Source organism: Aeromonas sp. EERV15 (assembly GCF_900079845.1).
Lineage (GTDB): Bacteria > Pseudomonadota > Gammaproteobacteria > Enterobacterales > Aeromonadaceae > Aeromonas > Aeromonas sobria.
In genome coordinates this window covers 64,428-80,083 of the sequence record NZ_FKKY02000022.1, presented here as the reverse complement: position 1 = coordinate 80,083, position 15,656 = coordinate 64,428, and the positions used below count along the sequence as shown (strand labels likewise).

The 15,656-nt window shown below is 59.4% G+C and carries 17 protein-coding genes and 3 tRNA genes; 12 read left to right on the top strand and 8 right to left on the bottom strand.

Annotated features, from left to right (window positions below; translation table 11 throughout):
• The first annotated feature begins 123 nt into the window (after nucleotides 1-123).
• The gene (gene trpS / locus BN4575_RS17740; protein ID WP_068979183.1) at nucleotides 124-1,137 is read left to right on the top strand and encodes a tryptophan--tRNA ligase; all 1,014 of its coding nucleotides are present in this window, start codon (nucleotides 124-126) and stop codon (nucleotides 1,135-1,137) included.
• On the opposite strand, the gene BN4575_RS17735 is transcribed toward trpS, so the two are convergent.
• Complete coding sequence (locus tag BN4575_RS17735) at nucleotides 1,116-2,075, bottom strand: LysR family transcriptional regulator (protein ID WP_042022998.1); 960 nt, start codon at nucleotides 2,073-2,075, stop codon at nucleotides 1,116-1,118. The two genes, trpS and BN4575_RS17735, sit on opposite strands and share 22 nt — an antisense overlap.
• A gap of 90 nt (nucleotides 2,076-2,165) precedes the next feature.
• On the opposite strand from BN4575_RS17735, the gene BN4575_RS17730 reads away from it, so the two are divergent.
• Entirely contained in the window at nucleotides 2,166-3,065 is a 900-nt protein-coding gene (locus tag BN4575_RS17730; RefSeq protein WP_042022997.1) for a DMT family transporter, read from the top strand.
• Nucleotides 3,050-3,211 carry a hypothetical protein gene (locus tag BN4575_RS21890; RefSeq protein ID WP_098971540.1) on the top strand — a complete coding sequence of 54 codons (162 nt, stop codon included), beginning with the start codon at nucleotides 3,050-3,052 and terminating at the stop codon, nucleotides 3,209-3,211. The genes BN4575_RS17730 and BN4575_RS21890 overlap by 16 nt, the downstream gene beginning before the upstream one ends.
• A gap of 123 nt (nucleotides 3,212-3,334) precedes the next feature.
• Here BN4575_RS21890 and BN4575_RS17725 read toward each other — a convergent pair whose 3' ends face one another.
• Nucleotides 3,335-3,793: a DUF6314 family protein gene (locus BN4575_RS17725; RefSeq protein WP_068979194.1), complete on the bottom strand. Its 459-nt coding sequence runs from the start codon at nucleotides 3,791-3,793 to the stop codon at nucleotides 3,335-3,337.
• Between the two features lie 43 nt (nucleotides 3,794-3,836).
• Here BN4575_RS17725 and BN4575_RS17720 point away from each other — a divergent pair, with 43 nt between their 5' ends.
• Nucleotides 3,837-4,691: a carboxylate/amino acid/amine transporter gene (locus tag BN4575_RS17720; protein WP_068979182.1), complete on the top strand. Its 855-nt coding sequence runs from the start codon at nucleotides 3,837-3,839 to the stop codon at nucleotides 4,689-4,691.
• A 7-nt stretch (nucleotides 4,692-4,698) separates the two neighbouring features.
• Here the strand turns inward: BN4575_RS17720 and BN4575_RS17715 are convergent, their stop codons facing one another.
• Both BN4575_RS17715 and BN4575_RS17710 read right to left on the bottom strand, forming a co-directional pair.
• Entirely contained in the window at nucleotides 4,699-5,562 is an 864-nt protein-coding gene (locus BN4575_RS17715) for a GGDEF domain-containing protein (RefSeq protein ID WP_068979181.1), read from the bottom strand.
• Nucleotides 5,563-5,632: 70 nt separating this feature from the next.
• Entirely contained in the window at nucleotides 5,633-6,346 is a 714-nt protein-coding gene (locus BN4575_RS17710; RefSeq protein WP_068979180.1) for a 3-deoxy-D-manno-octulosonic acid kinase, read from the bottom strand.
• Nucleotides 6,347-6,480: 134 nt separating this feature from the next.
• On the opposite strand from BN4575_RS17710, the gene BN4575_RS17705 reads away from it, so the two are divergent.
• The 8 genes from BN4575_RS17705 to BN4575_RS17665 all read left to right on the top strand — a co-directional run bounded on the left by BN4575_RS17705 (nucleotide 6,481) and on the right by BN4575_RS17665 (nucleotide 14,563).
• Nucleotides 6,481-7,545, top strand: coding sequence for a glycosyltransferase family 9 protein (locus BN4575_RS17705; RefSeq protein WP_068979193.1), 1,065 nt, complete (start codon nucleotides 6,481-6,483; stop codon nucleotides 7,543-7,545).
• 300 nt (nucleotides 7,546-7,845) lie between these two features.
• Entirely contained in the window at nucleotides 7,846-8,472 is a 627-nt protein-coding gene (gmk, locus tag BN4575_RS17695; protein WP_068979179.1) for a guanylate kinase, read from the top strand.
• A 79-nt stretch (nucleotides 8,473-8,551) separates the two neighbouring features.
• Nucleotides 8,552-8,827, top strand: a complete 276-nt coding sequence (gene rpoZ, locus BN4575_RS17690) for a DNA-directed RNA polymerase subunit omega (RefSeq protein WP_005307060.1) — start codon at nucleotides 8,552-8,554, stop codon at nucleotides 8,825-8,827.
• Nucleotides 8,828-8,957: 130 nt separating this feature from the next.
• The gene (gene spoT, locus BN4575_RS17685; RefSeq protein WP_042022990.1) at nucleotides 8,958-11,075 is read left to right on the top strand and encodes a bifunctional GTP diphosphokinase/guanosine-3',5'-bis pyrophosphate 3'-pyrophosphohydrolase; all 2,118 of its coding nucleotides are present in this window, start codon (nucleotides 8,958-8,960) and stop codon (nucleotides 11,073-11,075) included.
• A 152-nt stretch (nucleotides 11,076-11,227) separates the two neighbouring features.
• Nucleotides 11,228-11,959, top strand: a complete 732-nt coding sequence (trmH, locus tag BN4575_RS17680) for a tRNA (guanosine(18)-2'-O)-methyltransferase TrmH (RefSeq protein WP_068979178.1) — start codon at nucleotides 11,228-11,230, stop codon at nucleotides 11,957-11,959.
• Nucleotides 11,959-12,621 carry a CatB-related O-acetyltransferase gene (locus BN4575_RS17675; RefSeq protein ID WP_068979177.1) on the top strand — a complete coding sequence of 221 codons (663 nt, stop codon included), beginning with the start codon at nucleotides 11,959-11,961 and terminating at the stop codon, nucleotides 12,619-12,621. The genes trmH and BN4575_RS17675 overlap by 1 nt, the downstream gene beginning before the upstream one ends.
• Nucleotides 12,618-13,658 (top strand): alpha/beta fold hydrolase, encoded by a 1,041-nt coding sequence (locus BN4575_RS17670; protein ID WP_068979176.1) that lies wholly within the window; start codon nucleotides 12,618-12,620, stop codon nucleotides 13,656-13,658. The genes BN4575_RS17675 and BN4575_RS17670 overlap by 4 nt, the downstream gene beginning before the upstream one ends.
• Before the next feature lie 89 nt (nucleotides 13,659-13,747).
• Nucleotides 13,748-14,563: a Cof-type HAD-IIB family hydrolase gene (locus tag BN4575_RS17665; RefSeq protein ID WP_042023017.1), complete on the top strand. Its 816-nt coding sequence runs from the start codon at nucleotides 13,748-13,750 to the stop codon at nucleotides 14,561-14,563.
• Nucleotides 14,564-14,597: 34 nt separating this feature from the next.
• Here BN4575_RS17665 and BN4575_RS17660 read toward each other — a convergent pair whose 3' ends face one another.
• The 4 genes from BN4575_RS17660 to BN4575_RS17645 form a co-directional block, all read right to left on the bottom strand.
• Complete coding sequence (locus BN4575_RS17660) at nucleotides 14,598-15,113, bottom strand: ricin-type beta-trefoil lectin domain protein (protein ID WP_068979175.1); 516 nt, start codon at nucleotides 15,111-15,113, stop codon at nucleotides 14,598-14,600.
• Between the two features lie 184 nt (nucleotides 15,114-15,297).
• Nucleotides 15,298-15,374, bottom strand: a tRNA-Pro gene (locus BN4575_RS17655).
• Nucleotides 15,375-15,454: 80 nt separating this feature from the next.
• Nucleotides 15,455-15,540 (bottom strand) — tRNA-Leu (locus tag BN4575_RS17650).
• A gap of 20 nt (nucleotides 15,541-15,560) precedes the next feature.
• A tRNA-His gene (locus tag BN4575_RS17645) sits at nucleotides 15,561-15,636 on the bottom strand.
• Nucleotides 15,637-15,656: the final 20 nt, after the last annotated feature.

Below are 15,656 nucleotides of genomic sequence, written 5' to 3'. Positions count from 1 at the left end.
CTAAACAGGCGGCACCGCGTTTCTATTCAAGATTTCCCAAAGAAAACACCGTGACCGCCGAGAGGCGGTCAACTGTTTTTATCCCTTTGTCGCCTCCCGGCTCACCCAACTGGAGAGAGTGACATGCACAACCCCGTTATCCTGACTGGCGATCGTCCCACCGGCAAACTGCACATCGGCCACTATGTCGGTTCCCTGCGCCAGCGCGTCGAAGCCCAGCACCACTACCGTCAATTCGTGATGATCGCCGACCTGCAGGCGCTGACCGACAACGGCCACAATCCGGCCAAGGTGACCGACAACGTGCTGGAGGTGATGGCCGACTATCTGGCGGTCGGCCTCGACCCGGCCAAAACCACCTTCTGCCTGCAGAGCGCCCTACCCGCCCTCAGCGAACTCACCTGTTACTACCTCAATCTGGTCAGCGTCGCCCGGCTGGAGCGCAACCCCACGGTCAAGGCGGAGATCCAGCAGAAAGGGTTCGAGCGCACGCTACCGGCCGGTTTTCTGGTCTATCCGGTCAGTCAGGCCGCCGACATCACCGCCTTTCGCGCCAGCCATGTGCCGGTTGGGGAAGATCAGTTGCCGATGCTGGAGCAGACCAACGAGATCGTTCGCCGCTTCAACTCACTGGTGGGCAAAGAGGTGCTGACCGAGTGCCAGCCGATCCTGAGCGACACCGGCCGCCTGCCCGGCATCGACGGCAAGGCCAAGATGTCCAAATCCCTCGGCAACACCATAGAACTCGGCATGTCGGCGGAAGAGGTCAAACAGGCGGTGTTCGCCATGTATACCGACCCCAACCACCTCAAGGTGAGCGATCCGGGTCAGGTGGAGGGGAATACGGTGTTCGCCTATCTGGATGCCTTCCACCCCGACAAGGCGCTGGTGGCCGAGATGAAGACCCACTACCAGCGCGGCGGACTGGGCGACATGCGCTGCAAGCAGGTGCTCAACGACTGCCTGCAAACCCTGCTGGCGCCAATGCGGGAGCGTCGCCAGGCCGCCATCGCCGACAAGGAGAAGCTGCTGGAACTTCTGTATCAGGGCACCGAGCAGGCCCGTATCATCACCGATGAGGTGTTGGCGGAGGTGAAAAGCGCCATGGGGCTGGACTACTTCGCCAGACTGCGTTGAGCCGGTGAGCCCAAAGCATCGGCACCGTAGAGGTCAAACACCAGCTGGTGCAGCAGGCTCTTGAACCAGCCGATCGCCTCGTCGTGGGCGGTGAGCGGGTGCCCCGCCATCAGGTAGATGATCGGGATGGCGGGATCGAGCTGATGCATCCGTAGCGGATAGTAGCGGCAGAACAGGCGCCCGATCATCTCGGGCACCACCACCAGATAGCGACCACTGGCCATCAGTGGCGGTACCGCCATAAAGCTCGGTAACCTGACCCCCAGCTCCCGCGCCACCCCGAAGCGGGCCAGCCAGAGCTCGACCATCGCCTGGCTGTGGCCCCAGCTGGAGGTGTGGATGTGGGGGCGGCTGACCAGCTCGGCAGGCCCCAGCACATCGGGCAGCTCGCTACCGAGCGGAGACAGGCAGACCAGCGGATTGTTGAACCAATCCTCCCGCCACAAGCGGGGCGAAAGGTGGTTGGCACCGGCGAAACCAATCACCAGATCCAGCTCCCCCTTCTCCAGCTCCCGCTCATAGTCGCTGTCGGCCAAGTCACACACCTCCAACCGGCAGTGGGGCGCAAGTCGATGGAGCCAATCCACCAGCACCGGCACCACCCCATGCTCCACCGAGCCCGGGGTGGCGATGCGAAAAATCCGCCGCGCGGTGGCGGGATCAAACCCCTTGGCCTGTCGCAGCCCCTGCTCCAGCATCGCCAATGCCTGCCGTACCGGCCCGGCCAACGCCTTGGCCCGCTCGGTCGGCATCATCTCGCGCCGGCTCATCACAAACAGCGGATCATCCAGAGCTACTCGCAACCGCCCCAGCGCGTGGCTGACGGTGGATTGGGACAGATGTAGCCGATCGGCAGCACGAGTGACGTTACGCTCCTGCATCAGCATGTCGAATACGGCGAGCAGATTGAGGTCGAGGCGGGCGAGTGAGCTATCCATCGATATTCACCATAGTAGGATGCCAACAATTCATTTTCGCCATACTAGCAGATTCCCTAGAATGCACAGCTCAATACATCGGAGATTAACATGCGTAGCTATCTGTTATTGCTGGCCATTGGCCTGCTGTGGGGTTCCCAGTTCATTTTCATGCATCAGGCCGTTGCCGAACTGCCCCCCATCATGGTGGCTGCCGGTCGTGCCTTGTGCGGTAGCCTGACCCTGGGGCTGCTCTGCCTGTTCATGCGTCTCAAGAGTGAGCACACCCCGTGGCGCACTTACATGCTGATCGCCCTGCTGGATGCCACCATCCCCTTCATCATGGTCGCCTGGGGCCAACAATACGTAGACAGCGCCATCGCCGCCGTGGTCATGGGTTGTATCCCGTTTGTGACCATTCTGGCTGCCCCCCTGTTTATTTCTGGTGAAAGAATTACCAAAAGCGGCCTGCTCTCGGTGATCATCGGTTTTGCTGGCGTGCTCATCCTGTTCTGGCCGAAGCTCTCCCAAGGTATGAACGCCGGTCTGCTCGGTGCCATTGCCATCCTGTTCGGCGCCAGCTGCTTTGCCATCGGCCTGCTGATGATCAAGCGCTTCGCCAAAGATCACCCCGTGGTCGTTGCCCGCAACATCCTGATCTCCTCTGCCATCCAACTGCTGCTGGCCGCTCCCTTCCTGACCGATCTGAGCCAGCTGACCATGCCAAGCAGCCAGGCCCTGAGCGCAATTACCGTGCTGGGTACCCTCTGTACCGGTCTGGTTTACTTCCTCTATATGGCGCTGATCCAGAAAGCAGGCCCGACCTTTGCTTCTTTCAGCAACTATCTGGTGCCGCTGTTCGGCGTGATGCTGGGTGCCATGTTCCTCGGTGAGCAGATCCATCCCACTACCGGTGTCGCACTGGCGCTGATCCTTGGCTCGGTTGCCATGAACCAGTGGGCGCAGCAGCGCCGCATGCAGCGCGAGAGCTCACTGTGTCAGGCATCCTGACCACACTGTGCGGTGGTCTGGTCGTGATTGCTGGCTGGCAATATCGCCAGCGACTGGCTGGCATGTTGGGGCTGCTGATGGTTCTGCTGCCCTGGCTGTTCGATAGCAAGCTGCAAGCCATGCTGAGCTATGCCATCCATGCCTGAATGCAATATCTGAGTGTGTGAAGAGAGCGTATCGCTCCTGTTTGGGGACCTTTTTTAAAAAACCTCCGATTGTCTCCCGCTACCGGCGCTCTGCGCCGGTTTTTTTATGCCTGCCAGCCAGCGTCAGACCAGATAGCAATAACTGAGCCGCTCGTTCTTGCGCGGCCCGGTGATCTGCCAGCTCAGCAGAAAACCGTCGTCGCTCTCGGTCAGCTCAGCGCTGTAGTGATCCGCCCCGCACAGATGGGGCTCGGCGGTCAGCCAGCGGCCATCCCCTTGTGGCAGCAGCTCGAACAGCTCCACCGGCTGCTCATAACGCAGATGAGCGAGGCGGATCCCCCGCCCACGGCGTTGCCACCAGAAGCGATTGTGCATGGCGAGCCCCCTTCCGTGGGGCGTGGTGTAGCGGCCCTGCTCGCTAAACAGCCAACCGCCAAGGTGATCGGTCACCAGCACAGTTCCCTCACCGCGACCATTCCAGTCGGTCGCCGACCCCTCGCCATTGCTGGCGGTAAAGGCAAATGCTCCGACCTGTGGCAATCGCCCCCATAAACGCTGGATTGCCGCCTCCATCTCGGCCATCATAGCCCCCCTTAAAATTGACAACTGACGACAAATCAAACACATGAACTACTTGATAGGGGTCACCCTGCTCTGGTCATTCTCCTTCAGCCTGATCGGGGTCTACCTCGCTGGCCAGGTGGATGCCTACTTTTCGGTGCTGACCCGCATCGCTCTCGCCAGTCTGGTGTTTCTCCCCTTCTTGCGCCGCCGCTGGCTACGCCCCGATCTGGTGGCCAAGCTGATGGCCCTCGGCGCCATCCAGCTCGGCATCATGTATCTCTTCTATTACCACTCCTTCCTGCTGCTGACGGTGCCGGAAGTGCTGGTCTTTACCATCTTCACCCCCATCTACGTCACCCTGCTCCACGATCTGCTGGAAGGGCGCTTCAAACCCACCTATCTGTGGGGCGCCCTGCTGGCGGTACTCGGGGCTGCCGTTATCCGCTTCGACGGCCTGACCGAAAGCTATGTGCTGGGATTTCTGGTGGTGCAGGGTGCCAACCTCTGTTTCGCCATGGGCCAAGTGGGCTACAAGGTGCTGCTGGCACGAGAGGCGGAGCAACCGCCGCAACTGGCGGTGTTTGGCTGCTTCTATCTGGGGGCGCTGGTGGTGGCCCTGCCCGCCTGGTGGCTGCTGGGCAAGCCGCAATACCCGACCTCCGGACTGCAGTGGGGCATTCTACTGTGGCTGGGGGTGGGAGCCTCCGGCCTCGGCTACTTCCTGTGGAACAAGGGGGCAACGCTGGTCAGCAGCGGGGTGCTGGCCATCATGAACAATGCGCTCATTCCGGCCGGCTTGCTGGTCAATCTGCTGCTCTGGGGTAAGGATACCGATCTGACCCGGCTGGCTATTGGCGGCCTGCTGATGCTGGCCTCCCTTTGGGTCTGCCAGCGCCACAAGGTCAACCAGCACTGACCCGCAGTCAGCCGACCACGGCGTTGCGCTCCCGCCTGGCCTGACCGTGACAGGTGGCCAGTCGAGCCAACAGGTGGTCGAGCTGCTCACCGGGCTGGCTCTGCACCAGCCCGATGCTGACGGTAACCGGCCGCTGGGTCAGCAGGCTGGCGTCGGCAATTTCGAGGCGTAGCCGTTCGGCGATCTCCAGTCCGCTCATCCGCTCGGTCTGGGAGAGCATCAGGATAAAACCGCCCTCATCCCAGCGGGCGAAGGGATCTTCTCGCCGTAGTTCATGGCGCACAATGCGCGCCAGCTTGGCGATCATGGCATCGCAGGTTGCCTCGCCAAACAGCAACTGGATTTTGGCCATGTGGTCGATGGAGAACTGCAGCAGGCTGAAACTGCCACTCTCGGTTGCCAGCCGATCCTCCAATAGTTGCTCGAAGCGGCCACGACTCTCCAGACCGGTCAGCGGATCGGTGCCGTGCCGCTCTTCCACCAGCACCACCGCAGGCTCGAGATGACGGACCACCCCTAGCAGATGGCCCCACTCGTCACGGCGGATCCGCTCTTCCAGCCGGATATAGTGGCCATGATGATGGAGAATACGGTATTCGAGGCGCAGGCCACTGCTGCTGCCGTTCTGGCAGGCGAGCAGGGAGTCTTCCAGCCGGGAAAGATCGTCGGGATGCACGCGATCCAGCCAACCAAGCTCGTCAGGCCAATGCTCCCCTAGCCCCAACAACCTCAAGCAAGAGGGATCACGGTGCAACCCCTGTGGTGCGGACCAGGTCCAGATCCCCGCCTCCAGCAGCGCCATCGCATCAGCGAGCAGACCCGGATCAAGCCGGGCAGTCACATCGACTTGAGGTGTCTTGAGCATTTCCATGGGGCGCCTCGAAACAGGATCTGAATACCTGCTCAATAAGTAACATTGGCTCTCACGCCGAGCAACAGGGTCAGATCGCTTTTGTGTGATACCCGTTCATCAGGGTCTGCCAGTTATCCGGAACGAAGTGGAAGCTGGTATGCAATTGGGCCTCTTTATTAAAGGAGCGCTGCAACCGTTCCAGATTGGCCTTCTGCCACTCGCCGGGGGAGCGGATGGCTCCTTTATCAAAGTCGATGACCCACACCTTGTTCTCTTTATCGAGCAGCAGGTTGTGGCTGTTAAGATCGGCATGATAGACCCCGGCATCGTGCAACTGGCGCACCGTCTGGCCAATCTTGTGCCATACCTCGGCCACCACAGGCCCCTGTTTGAGCAGGGCCACCATATCCTTGGCACCGCGAATCCGCTCGATCAGGATATCGGCCCGATAGAAGGGGCCCTGTTTGACCATGCGGGCACCAAACGGACGCGGCACTGGCAGCCCCAGTTCGCACAACCTGGCCAGCAGGGTGTATTCGGCCATGGCGCGGCTCGACTCAACCCCTTCGAACCAGAAGCGATCCCGCACCACCTTGCCCACCATGCCGCCGCGATAGTAGTGGCGCAGCACCAGATGGCGGGACTCATCCTTGACGAACCAGGTCACCCCCCGACCAATGGCGGTACCCACCACCTGCCGGTTGTTCTGCCACCAGGCAGGATCGAATAACTGGGGAGAAGGGTCGCGAAAGGCCCCTTCGGCATACCAGCAGATCTGGTTGTGTTCGGTCTGTATTCGCATTATGAAGATCCCGCTCGGTGGGTCATTGATCGCTTGCGCGATGAGGCTGCCACTCTGGCATGCGCGCAATTTTACAATCCGCAGGGGAGTTTGCATAATGCCATCCACCCTTTTTGCCAGCCGTGCGCCACAACATGCCGCTATTTCAAACGCCACCCTCCTCCATCTGCATCCTGCGGCTCTCCGCCATCGGAGATTGCTGCCACGCACTGGCGCTGGTGCGCGTCATCCAGCGGGAGTGGCCACAAACCCGCATCACCTGGATCACCGGCAAAATCGAGGCAACCCTGTTTGCCGATCTGCCCGGCGTCGAGGTGATCCCCTTCGACAAGAGCAAGGGGTGGCGCGGCTATCGCGATCTCTGGCAGACCCTCAAGGGGCGCAAATTTGATGCCCTGCTCCACCTGCAGGCCGCCATGCGCGCCAGCATTGCCACCCTCGGCATCCGGGCCAACATCAAACTCGGCTTTGACAAGGAGCGGGCCAACGACGGTCAGTGGCTATTTACCAACCACAAGGTGCCATCCCCCGCCTCCCCCCACGTGCTGGACGGTTTCCTCGCCTTCGCCAAAGAGCTTGGCATCAAGGATCTGACTCCGGACTGGCAACTGCCCATCAGTGCCGAACATCTGGCATGGGCAAAGGAGAAGATTGGCGGCAAACCGACCCTGTTGATCTGCGCCGCCGCCAGCAAGGCGTTCAAAAACTGGACTGCCGCAGGCTATGCCGCCTTGGCAGATCACGCCGCCAGCAAGGGCTTTCAGGTCTATCTCTGTGGCGGGCCAGCCAAACTGGAGCGGGATCTGGCCGCCGAGATCCAGCAACTCAGCCACAGCAAACCGACCGATCTGGTGGGGCAGACCAACCTCAAGCAACTGCTGGCGCTGATTGGTGAGGCGAGTCTGGTGCTGGCCCCCGATACCGGCCCCACCCACATGGCGACCCTGGTCGGCACACCGGTGATCGGCCTCTATGCCCACCACAATCCGGCTCGCACCGGCCCCTATCTATGTCGCGACTACGTGGTCAGCGTCTATCAGCAGCTGGTCGAGCAGGAGACCGGCAAGCCGCTGGCCGAGCTGAGCTGGCGTACCCGCCTCAAAGACCCGGAAGCCATGAGCAAGATCACCCACGAGCAGGTAATCGCCGCGTTCGACCGGCTTTGCGCCGATCGTCAGCTACCGCACTCGCCGCACTGACAGGGCAACTCGGGAATTCCGAGCCATCAGGCAGGGATAACCTGATGGCCCCCGCCCATCCCCACAGGCACAATGCTGGCTGATGTGGGTTACGCTCCCGCAGCAAGCTACGAATACTTTGATCGGCTGGAATATGATTCCGGCCGTTTTTTTATTCGCCGTATTCTGGTAAAATTCGCCGCCTTTACATCCCCCTAATTCAAGAATTTTCCGCGTTTTGCGTTTGGCTGTCTCCCTTTCGGGCACAAGACGGCGGCCTCTGCTACAACCAAAACAGCGGTTTCGATTAAAGGTAATAACATGGCGCAACAAGGCACTCTCTATATCATCTCTTCTCCGAGCGGCGCGGGTAAATCCAGCCTGCTCAATGCCTTGCTGACCAAACCTAACGCCTCAGGCAAGATGCAGCTGTCAGTTTCCCATACCACTCGCGCCACTCGCCCGGGCGAAGAGCACGGGGTGCACTACCACTTTGTGCAGGTGGAAGAGTTCAAGGCACTGATCGAGCGCGGTGATTTTCTGGAGTGGGCCGAAGTGTTCGGCAACTACTACGGCACCTCCCGCGCCGCCATCGAAGCTTGTCTGGCCAAAGGGATCGACGTATTCCTCGATATCGACTGGCAGGGTGCCCGCCAGATCCGCGAGCTGATGCCGACCAAATCCATCTTTATTTTACCCCCCAGCCGTGAAGAGCTGGAGCGCCGCCTGATTGGGCGCGGTCAGGACAGCAGCGAGGTGATCGCCGGCCGGATGGCGAAAGCCATTGCCGAAATGGTGCACTACGACGAGTATGACTATGTCATTATCAATGAAGACTTCGAGCAAGCGCTGTTCCAGCTCGGGTCCATTATTGAGTGCCAACGGCTGGAAATGCATAACCAGCAACAGGCTCAAAAAAACTTGCTGCAACAGCTACTGGCAGAGTAAGCCAAAAACAAGTAAACTTTTGCGTCATTTTTAAACACTGCTTTTCTAAATACAGAAAGCCCAAACACTGGAGTCCTGCATGGCACGCGTTACTGTAGAAGATGCTGTAAAACAGGTAGGTAACCGTTTTGACCTGGTGCTGGTCGCCGCCCGCCGCGCTCGTCAAATCGCGGTACAAGGCAAAGATCCCCTGGTCGACGAAGAGAACGACAAGCCGACTGTGATCGCCCTGCGTGAGATCGAACTGGGTCTGGTAAACAATCAAGTGATGGATACCCAGGACCGCTACGAACAGCAAGAGCAGGAAGCCGCCGAGCTGGCTGCCGTTGCTGCCATCGCCGAAGGTCGCGGTTAAGTAATTTCTCCGGTTGGCACCCGCCCGGGTGCCGACTGTTCATCCCCATTTACAACCGCTCGAAAACCTCGCAAACTCAGGGCTATACCTCAATTCCACGAATTGCCGTTTTACCGCTGCGGGGACTGTCTTGTATTTATTTGAAAACCTTAAAGAAATAGCCAGTTCCTACCTGCCACCAGAGCAGGTCGAGAAGCTCAAGCAAGCCTATGTGGTGGCCCGTGACGCGCACCAGGGCCAGATGCGCTCCAGTGGCGAACCCTATATCACCCATCCCGTTGCCGTAGCCCGTATCCTGGGCGACATGCGTCTCGACCATGAAACCCTGATAGCCGCCGTGCTGCATGATGTCATCGAAGACACCTCGGTGACCAAGGTCGACCTGGCCGAGCAATTTGGCAGCGCTGTTGCCGAGCTGGTGGCCGGGGTCTCCAAACTCGACAAACTGAAGTTTCGCGATCGCAAAGAGGCTCAGGCCGAGAACTTTCGCAAGATGGTGATGGCGATGACCCAGGATATCCGGGTCATCCTGATCAAGCTGGCTGACCGCACCCACAACATGCGCACCCTGGGTTCGTTACGTCCGGACAAGCGCCGCCGCATAGCCCGGGAAACCCTCGAAATCTTCGCCCCCATCGCCAACCGCCTCGGCATTCATACCATGAAGAACGAGCTGGAAGAGCTGGGCTTCGAGGCACTCTACCCGATGCGATCCCGCGTGTTGCGCGAATCGGTTCGGCGGGCTCGCGGCAACCGTCGCGAAATCATCGACGCTATCCAGAGCGAAATCAGTGGTCGTCTGCACGAAGCGGTGATCGAGCATCAGGTCAGCGGTCGCGAGAAAAACCTGTTCTCCATCTACAACAAGATGGAGAAAAAAGAGCTGCAATTTCATGAGGTAATGGATATCTACGCCTTTCGGGTCAAGGTGAAGGACATAGATACCTGTTACCGGGTGCTGGGGCAGATGCACAGCCTCTACAAGCCGCGCCCCGGCCGCTTCAAAGATTACATCGCCATCCCCAAAACCAACGGCTACCAGTCGCTGCATACCTCGCTGGTAGGCCCCCATGGGGTGCCGGTGGAGGTACAGATCCGCACCGAATTTATGGATCAGATGGCCGATAAGGGTGTGGCCGCTCACTGGACCTACAAACAGGATGGCGATAGCTCCGGCACCACCGCCCAGATCCGCGCCCAGCGCTGGATGCAGAGCCTGCTTGAGCTGCAGCAAAGCGCCGGCAGCTCCTTTGAGTTTATCGAGGGGGTTAAAACCGACCTCTTCCCCGATGAAATCTACGTCTTTACCCCGGAAGGGCGGATCATGGAGCTGCCCACCGGCGCAACTGCGGTGGACTTTGCCTATACGGTACACACCGATATCGGTCACGCCTGCGTTGGTGCACGGGTCGATAGACACCCCTACTCCCTGAGCAGTCCGCTGCATTCTGGCCAGACAGTGGAGATCATCACGGCGCCGGGTGCCCGCCCCAATGCAGCCTGGCTCAACTTCGTGGTGACCACCAAGGCACGCTCCAAGATCCGCCAGTTTCTCAAGAACCTGCGCACCGAAGAGTCGGTAGTGCTGGGTCGCCGCCTGCTCAACCATGCGCTCGGCGCCAAAAATATCGAAGATATTTCCGAACCGCGCATCAAACAGGTGCTGGCCGACACCAAGCACGAGAACCTGCAGGGGTTACTGGCCGATGTGGGTCTGGGCAATGCCATGAGTGTCATGGTGGCCCGTCGCATGCTGGGTGATGAGCTGCCGCCTGACGAACAACCCAAGTCCAGCAGCAAAAAGATGCCGATCAAGGGTGCCGACGGCATGCTGGTCACCTTCGCCAACTGCTGCCGCCCGATCCCGGGAGATGCCATCATTGCCCATATCAGTCCGGGCAAGGGGCTGGTGATCCACCAGGAGTCTTGCCGCAACATCAAGGGCTACAGCAAAGAACCGGACAAGTACCTGCCGGTGCAGTGGGAAATTGACAAGGATCAGGAACAGGAGTTCCGTAGCGGCATCAGTGTCGAGATCGTCAATCATCAGGGTGCGCTGGCGGAGCTGGCTAACGTGATTGCCGCCACCGGCGCCAATATTCACGCCATCAGTACCGAAGAGAAGGATGGCCGGATCTATCTGGTCAGCCTGCTCATCACCACTAAAGGCCGGATCCATTTAGCCAATATCATGCGCAAGATCCGCGTAATGCCCAACGTGCTCAAGGTGAGCCGACAAAAGAACTGAACACAGGCGGCGCAAGCCGCCTGCTGCTTTTATAGCGACAACCATTGCCCGGCATGCTGCGCCCACCATCGTCATGCAGGCCCAGTGTCAACTCGCTTTAACCGTCTGCATGCACGAGAAGAGTGCACAAACCTCACCGAATAGACATTGATATGACCCCTGAACGCTTTAAACGAATCTCCGACATGCTGGCCCAGCGCCAGCTCGATTTGACCGTCTGCATGGAAGAGGTCCATAAACCTCACAATCTGGCCGCTATCGTGCGCACCGCCGATGCCATCGGCATCCACCGGGTACACGCCGTCTGGCCCAAGACCTGGATCCACAAGCGCAAGGGCACCGCCCGCGGCAGCCAGAACTGGGTGGATGTAAAACTGCACCCGGATATCGGCAGCGCCGTTGCCGAGCTGAAAGCCTCCGGCATGCAGATCCTGGCGACCCACCTCTCCGACAGCTCAGTCGATTTTCGCGCCATCGACTACACCAAACCGACCGCCATTCTGGTGGGTCAGGAGAAGCACGGCATCGGTGAAGAGGCGCTGGCGCTGGCCGATCACCATATCGTCATCCCCATGGTCGGTATGGTGCAGTCCCTCAACGTCTCGGTGGCCGCTGCCGCCATCCTCTACGAGGCGCAGCGCCAGCGCGAGCTGGCCGGTTGCTATCAGCGTGGCTGCCCGCTAAGTCTGGAGGAGCAGAACAGCATACTGTTCGAAGGGGGTTACCCCATCTATGCCCAGCTCTGCAAAGAGAAAGAGATGCCCTACCCCCAACTCGGCCCGGCCGGTGAAATTCTGGCGGACGAAGAGTGGTGGCAACGGATGCAGTTGACCCGCAAAGGTTGGGCGCAGCAGAGCGAGCAGGACGATCCGCAGGAGGAGTGATGGAGAACCCTTTTGGCAGCTGGCTGGAGTCCCGCATCATCCGGGAGCACCTGACCAACCCGAACATAGAGGCCGGCGACTACAGCTACTACTCCGGCTACTACCACGGCAAGCCGTTCGAGGATCACTGCGTCCGCTACCTGCTCGGCGATGGCTCGACCCACGACACCTGGGAGAGCGGCCTCTGGGGCGAGGTGGATCGGCTGATCATCGGCAAGTTCTGCTCTATCGGCTCGGGGGCTACCTTCATGCTGGCAGGCAATCAGGGCCATCGGCTGGATTGGGTCTCCACCTTCCCATTCAATCCCGACACCTTTGGCGAAGGGGCTCGCAGCGGCTTTCTGCGCAAGGGGGACACCCGGATTGGCAACGATGTCTGGATCGGCTCGGAAGCGATGATCATGCCCGGCATCACCATAGGTGATGGTGCCGTCATCGCCACCCGCGCCGTGGTGACCAAAGATGTGGCGCCTTACACCATCATGGGCGGCAACCCGGCCCAGCCGATCCGCCGTCGCTTCAGCGATGAGCAGATCGGCATGCTGCAAGAGATGCTGTGGTGGGACTGGCCCCTGCCCCGCTTGCAAGCCAGCATGGCGCTGCTCTGCTCGGGGGATATCGCCGCCCTTTATCACCATTGGCAACAGGAGTGTGCCCGATGAAACCCCTCTCTCTTTCCCTGTTGGCCCTGACCCTGTTTTCTGCCGGAGCCCTTGCCGTGACCAATACCTATTCGCTCACCAGCGAAGCCGATGTGCCTAGCCTCTACCAGCAAACCCTGCCCGACTTCTGGCGCCAGCATGCGATTGAGGGGGAGTTCAAGGGCAAGGATGGGGTGACCATCCGCTATGCCGCGCTGCGGCAAGCCAAGGTCGATCGCGCCATCCTGATCGTCAATGGCCGGGTCGAAAGCTACCTCAAGTATCAGGAGCTGGCGTGGGATCTCTGGCGTCAGGGCTACAGCCTCTATCTCATCGACCATCGTGGTCAGGGGATGTCCGACCGGATGCTGGATGATCCGCAGAAGGGATATGTCGACCAGTTCGACGATTATGTGCTCGATCTCAAGCAGTTTCATGACCAGGTGATCATGGCGGACCAGCCTGCCAAGCTGTTCCTGCTGGCCCACTCCATGGGCGGCGCCATCTCGGCCCGCTATCTGGAACGCTGGCCCGATGATATCAAGGCGGCCGTGCTCTCCTCCCCCATGCTGGGCATCAATCTCGGCGGTCTGCCCAAGTGGCTGGCCAAGGGATTGGCAACCACCATAGGCACGGTCGGCGGCTGGATCGGCGAGCCTCCCTACGGCCCCGGTCAGGGCGCCTATCAGGATCACGGCTTTGCCGATAACGAGCTGACTCACAGCCAGTCCCGCTATCAGGCCTTCCGCCAAATCTACGAGCAGCACCCGCAGATCAAGTTGGGGGGCGCCACCGCCCACTGGATTTATCAGGGGATCACCGGTGCCGATGCCGCCATCGCCGATGCGGGGGCCATCAAAACCCCGCTGCTGGTGCTGCAGGCTGGCAGCGACAGCGTGGTGGACAATGCCGCGCAGGATCGCTTCTGCACCCTGGCCAACTGCGAAGGGGGCAAACCGCTGCGGATCGAGGGAGCCTGGCACGAGCTGTTTATCGAATCCGATGACAAGCGCCAGCCCGCCCTGACTGCCATGGCTGACTTTTTCGCCCGCTTCTGAGCTGGCTATTTTTTGTAACCCTAAATAAATGGGGTGACAGTGCGGGCTAAGGTAAACTGCCCCTGTTTTCAATTGATGCCGAGGTAATGATGTTCAAGGTAGTTGTATCCGATCTCGATGGCACTCTGCTCAACAAGCAGCACCAGATCTCTTCCCGCACCCGGGATACCCTGCACCGCCTGGTAGCACAAGGTGTAAAGTTTGTGGTTGCCACCGGTCGTCACCACGTTGATGTGCGTAGCTTCCGCGATGCCCTGGGAATGGACATCTACCTCATTACCTCCAATGGCGCCGTGGTCCATGACAAACAGGATCAGCTGATTTTCAACCAGCCGCTGCCAACCGAAATCGCCGCCGAACTGATTGCACTGGAACGCGACCCCTCTATCCACCTCAATGTCTATCAGGGTGATGATTGGGTGGTGGAAGAAGAGCTGCCATGGTTGCTGCAGTTCCATGACGAGTCAGGGTTCACCTACCGTCTGGTCGATGACCTGACCAAGGAACCGAAAGAGAAGATCAACAAGGTGTTCTACATCGGCGACCACGAGAAGCTGCTGAAGATCGAGGCGCACCTCAACCAGCGTTACGGCGACCAGCTCAACGTCACCTTCTCCCTGCCGGATTGCCTCGAAGTGATGCACGCCGGAGTTCACAAGGGTAACGCGGTACGTGCCGTGCTGGAGCAGAATGGTTTCGACATGTCAGAGGCGATCGCTTTCGGCGATGGCATGAACGACTTCGAGATGCTGACCATGGTGGGACGCGGCATCGTGATGGGCAATGCCCATGACCGCCTGAAAGTGGCACTGCCGGAATATGAGCAGACCCTCACCTCCGATGAAGATGGCGTCGCCGTCTATCTGGAAAAACTGTTCGAGCTGGAGAGCGTCAGCGTAGCCTGACCCTCTCCATATCCACATCAGATTCCACAAAGCCTCACCATGTGAGGCTTTGTTTTTTCAGGGTTTCCAGCCAGGGATTGGGTCGCTGCCAGCTGAAGCTCTGGTTGGCCCCGCCGTAGCATTCGGCCAGTCGCAGCGGAGTGCCTGGCATATGGCGTCGCCCGGCCACATCCAGGCAGCGGGAGACCTTGCTGTTGAACAGCCTGTCCTTCTGCCACTCCCATTGCGCCCGCCCATCACAGGGGGCCAACATCAGCTCGCTGTCGCTTTTGGCCTGCAGGCAGAGATCCTGCAGGCGCAGCTCACCCAGATCCCACTCGAACAATTGATCGTCTTTGCCGCTGCAGGGTTGTGCCAGCAGCTTCTGCTGTGACACCGCAACGCAAAAATCGCCGCTGGTCAGCAAGGGAGAGCGGGCACGCTCCTCCTGCGGTTGCGACGCAATAGAGCCCATCATCATATCGGTTGATGGCGGCTTGATGGTACAGCCACCCAGCAGCAAGGCTGCCAGCATGGCGGGAGTGCAAGAAAAAGAAATTTTGTTATACATGGGAAACACGCCTGAAATGGGCCGATGACATCCGGTTGTCAGTGACTCTAGGCTGCAGCATAACTGAAAGGGCAGACATCTTGCCCTAAGAGAGTGTAAACAGACGTAACAGCGGGTTAATAGAGGCGAGGATCGCAAATACCAGAAAGCAAAAAACCCCGCCGAAGCGGGGTTTTTCTAAATGTGGTCGGTGATAAAGGATTCGAACCTTTGACCCTCTGGTCCCAAACCAGATGCGCTACCGGACTGCGCTAATCACCGAGGCTATTTCTTGCGAAACAGTTTACTACTTTTAAAGTCTAAAAACAACAACTTAAGTCATCTTCATCATACAGCAAGTATGGTGCGAAGAGAGGGACTCGAACCCTCACACCCGGGGGGCACTAACACCTGAAGCTAGCGCGTCTACCAATTCCGCCACCTTCGCATACCTGACAAGCTGTAAAATGGGGTGGCTGATGGGGCTCGAACCCACGACAACCGGAATCACAATCCGGGACTCTACCAACTGAGCTACAGCCACCACAGCTGTTTTCGTTCCAC

What these genes read in the sequence shown, in the direction of transcription:
- trpS (WP_068979183.1), top strand. Translation starts at nt 124, where the DNA reads ATGCACAACCCCGTTATCCTGACTGGCGATCGTCCCACCGGCAAACTG.
- BN4575_RS17735 (WP_042022998.1), bottom strand. Translation starts at nt 2,075, where the DNA reads ATGGATAGCTCACTCGCCCGCCTCGACCTCAATCTGCTCGCCGTATTC.
- BN4575_RS17730 (WP_042022997.1), top strand. Translation starts at nt 2,166, where the DNA reads ATGCGTAGCTATCTGTTATTGCTGGCCATTGGCCTGCTGTGGGGTTCC.
- BN4575_RS17725 (WP_068979194.1), bottom strand. Translation starts at nt 3,793, where the DNA reads ATGGCCGAGATGGAGGCGGCAATCCAGCGTTTATGGGGGCGATTGCCA.
- BN4575_RS17720 (WP_068979182.1), top strand. Translation starts at nt 3,837, where the DNA reads ATGAACTACTTGATAGGGGTCACCCTGCTCTGGTCATTCTCCTTCAGC.
- BN4575_RS17715 (WP_068979181.1), bottom strand. Translation starts at nt 5,562, where the DNA reads ATGGAAATGCTCAAGACACCTCAAGTCGATGTGACTGCCCGGCTTGAT.
- BN4575_RS17710 (WP_068979180.1), bottom strand. Translation starts at nt 6,346, where the DNA reads ATGCGAATACAGACCGAACACAACCAGATCTGCTGGTATGCCGAAGGG.
- BN4575_RS17705 (WP_068979193.1), top strand. Translation starts at nt 6,481, where the DNA reads ATGCCGCTATTTCAAACGCCACCCTCCTCCATCTGCATCCTGCGGCTC.
- gmk (WP_068979179.1), top strand. Translation starts at nt 7,846, where the DNA reads ATGGCGCAACAAGGCACTCTCTATATCATCTCTTCTCCGAGCGGCGCG.
- rpoZ (WP_005307060.1), top strand. Translation starts at nt 8,552, where the DNA reads ATGGCACGCGTTACTGTAGAAGATGCTGTAAAACAGGTAGGTAACCGT.
- trmH (WP_068979178.1), top strand. Translation starts at nt 11,228, where the DNA reads ATGACCCCTGAACGCTTTAAACGAATCTCCGACATGCTGGCCCAGCGC.
- BN4575_RS17675 (WP_068979177.1), top strand. Translation starts at nt 11,959, where the DNA reads ATGGAGAACCCTTTTGGCAGCTGGCTGGAGTCCCGCATCATCCGGGAG.
- BN4575_RS17670 (WP_068979176.1), top strand. Translation starts at nt 12,618, where the DNA reads ATGAAACCCCTCTCTCTTTCCCTGTTGGCCCTGACCCTGTTTTCTGCC.
- BN4575_RS17665 (WP_042023017.1), top strand. Translation starts at nt 13,748, where the DNA reads ATGTTCAAGGTAGTTGTATCCGATCTCGATGGCACTCTGCTCAACAAG.
- BN4575_RS17660 (WP_068979175.1), bottom strand. Translation starts at nt 15,113, where the DNA reads ATGTATAACAAAATTTCTTTTTCTTGCACTCCCGCCATGCTGGCAGCC.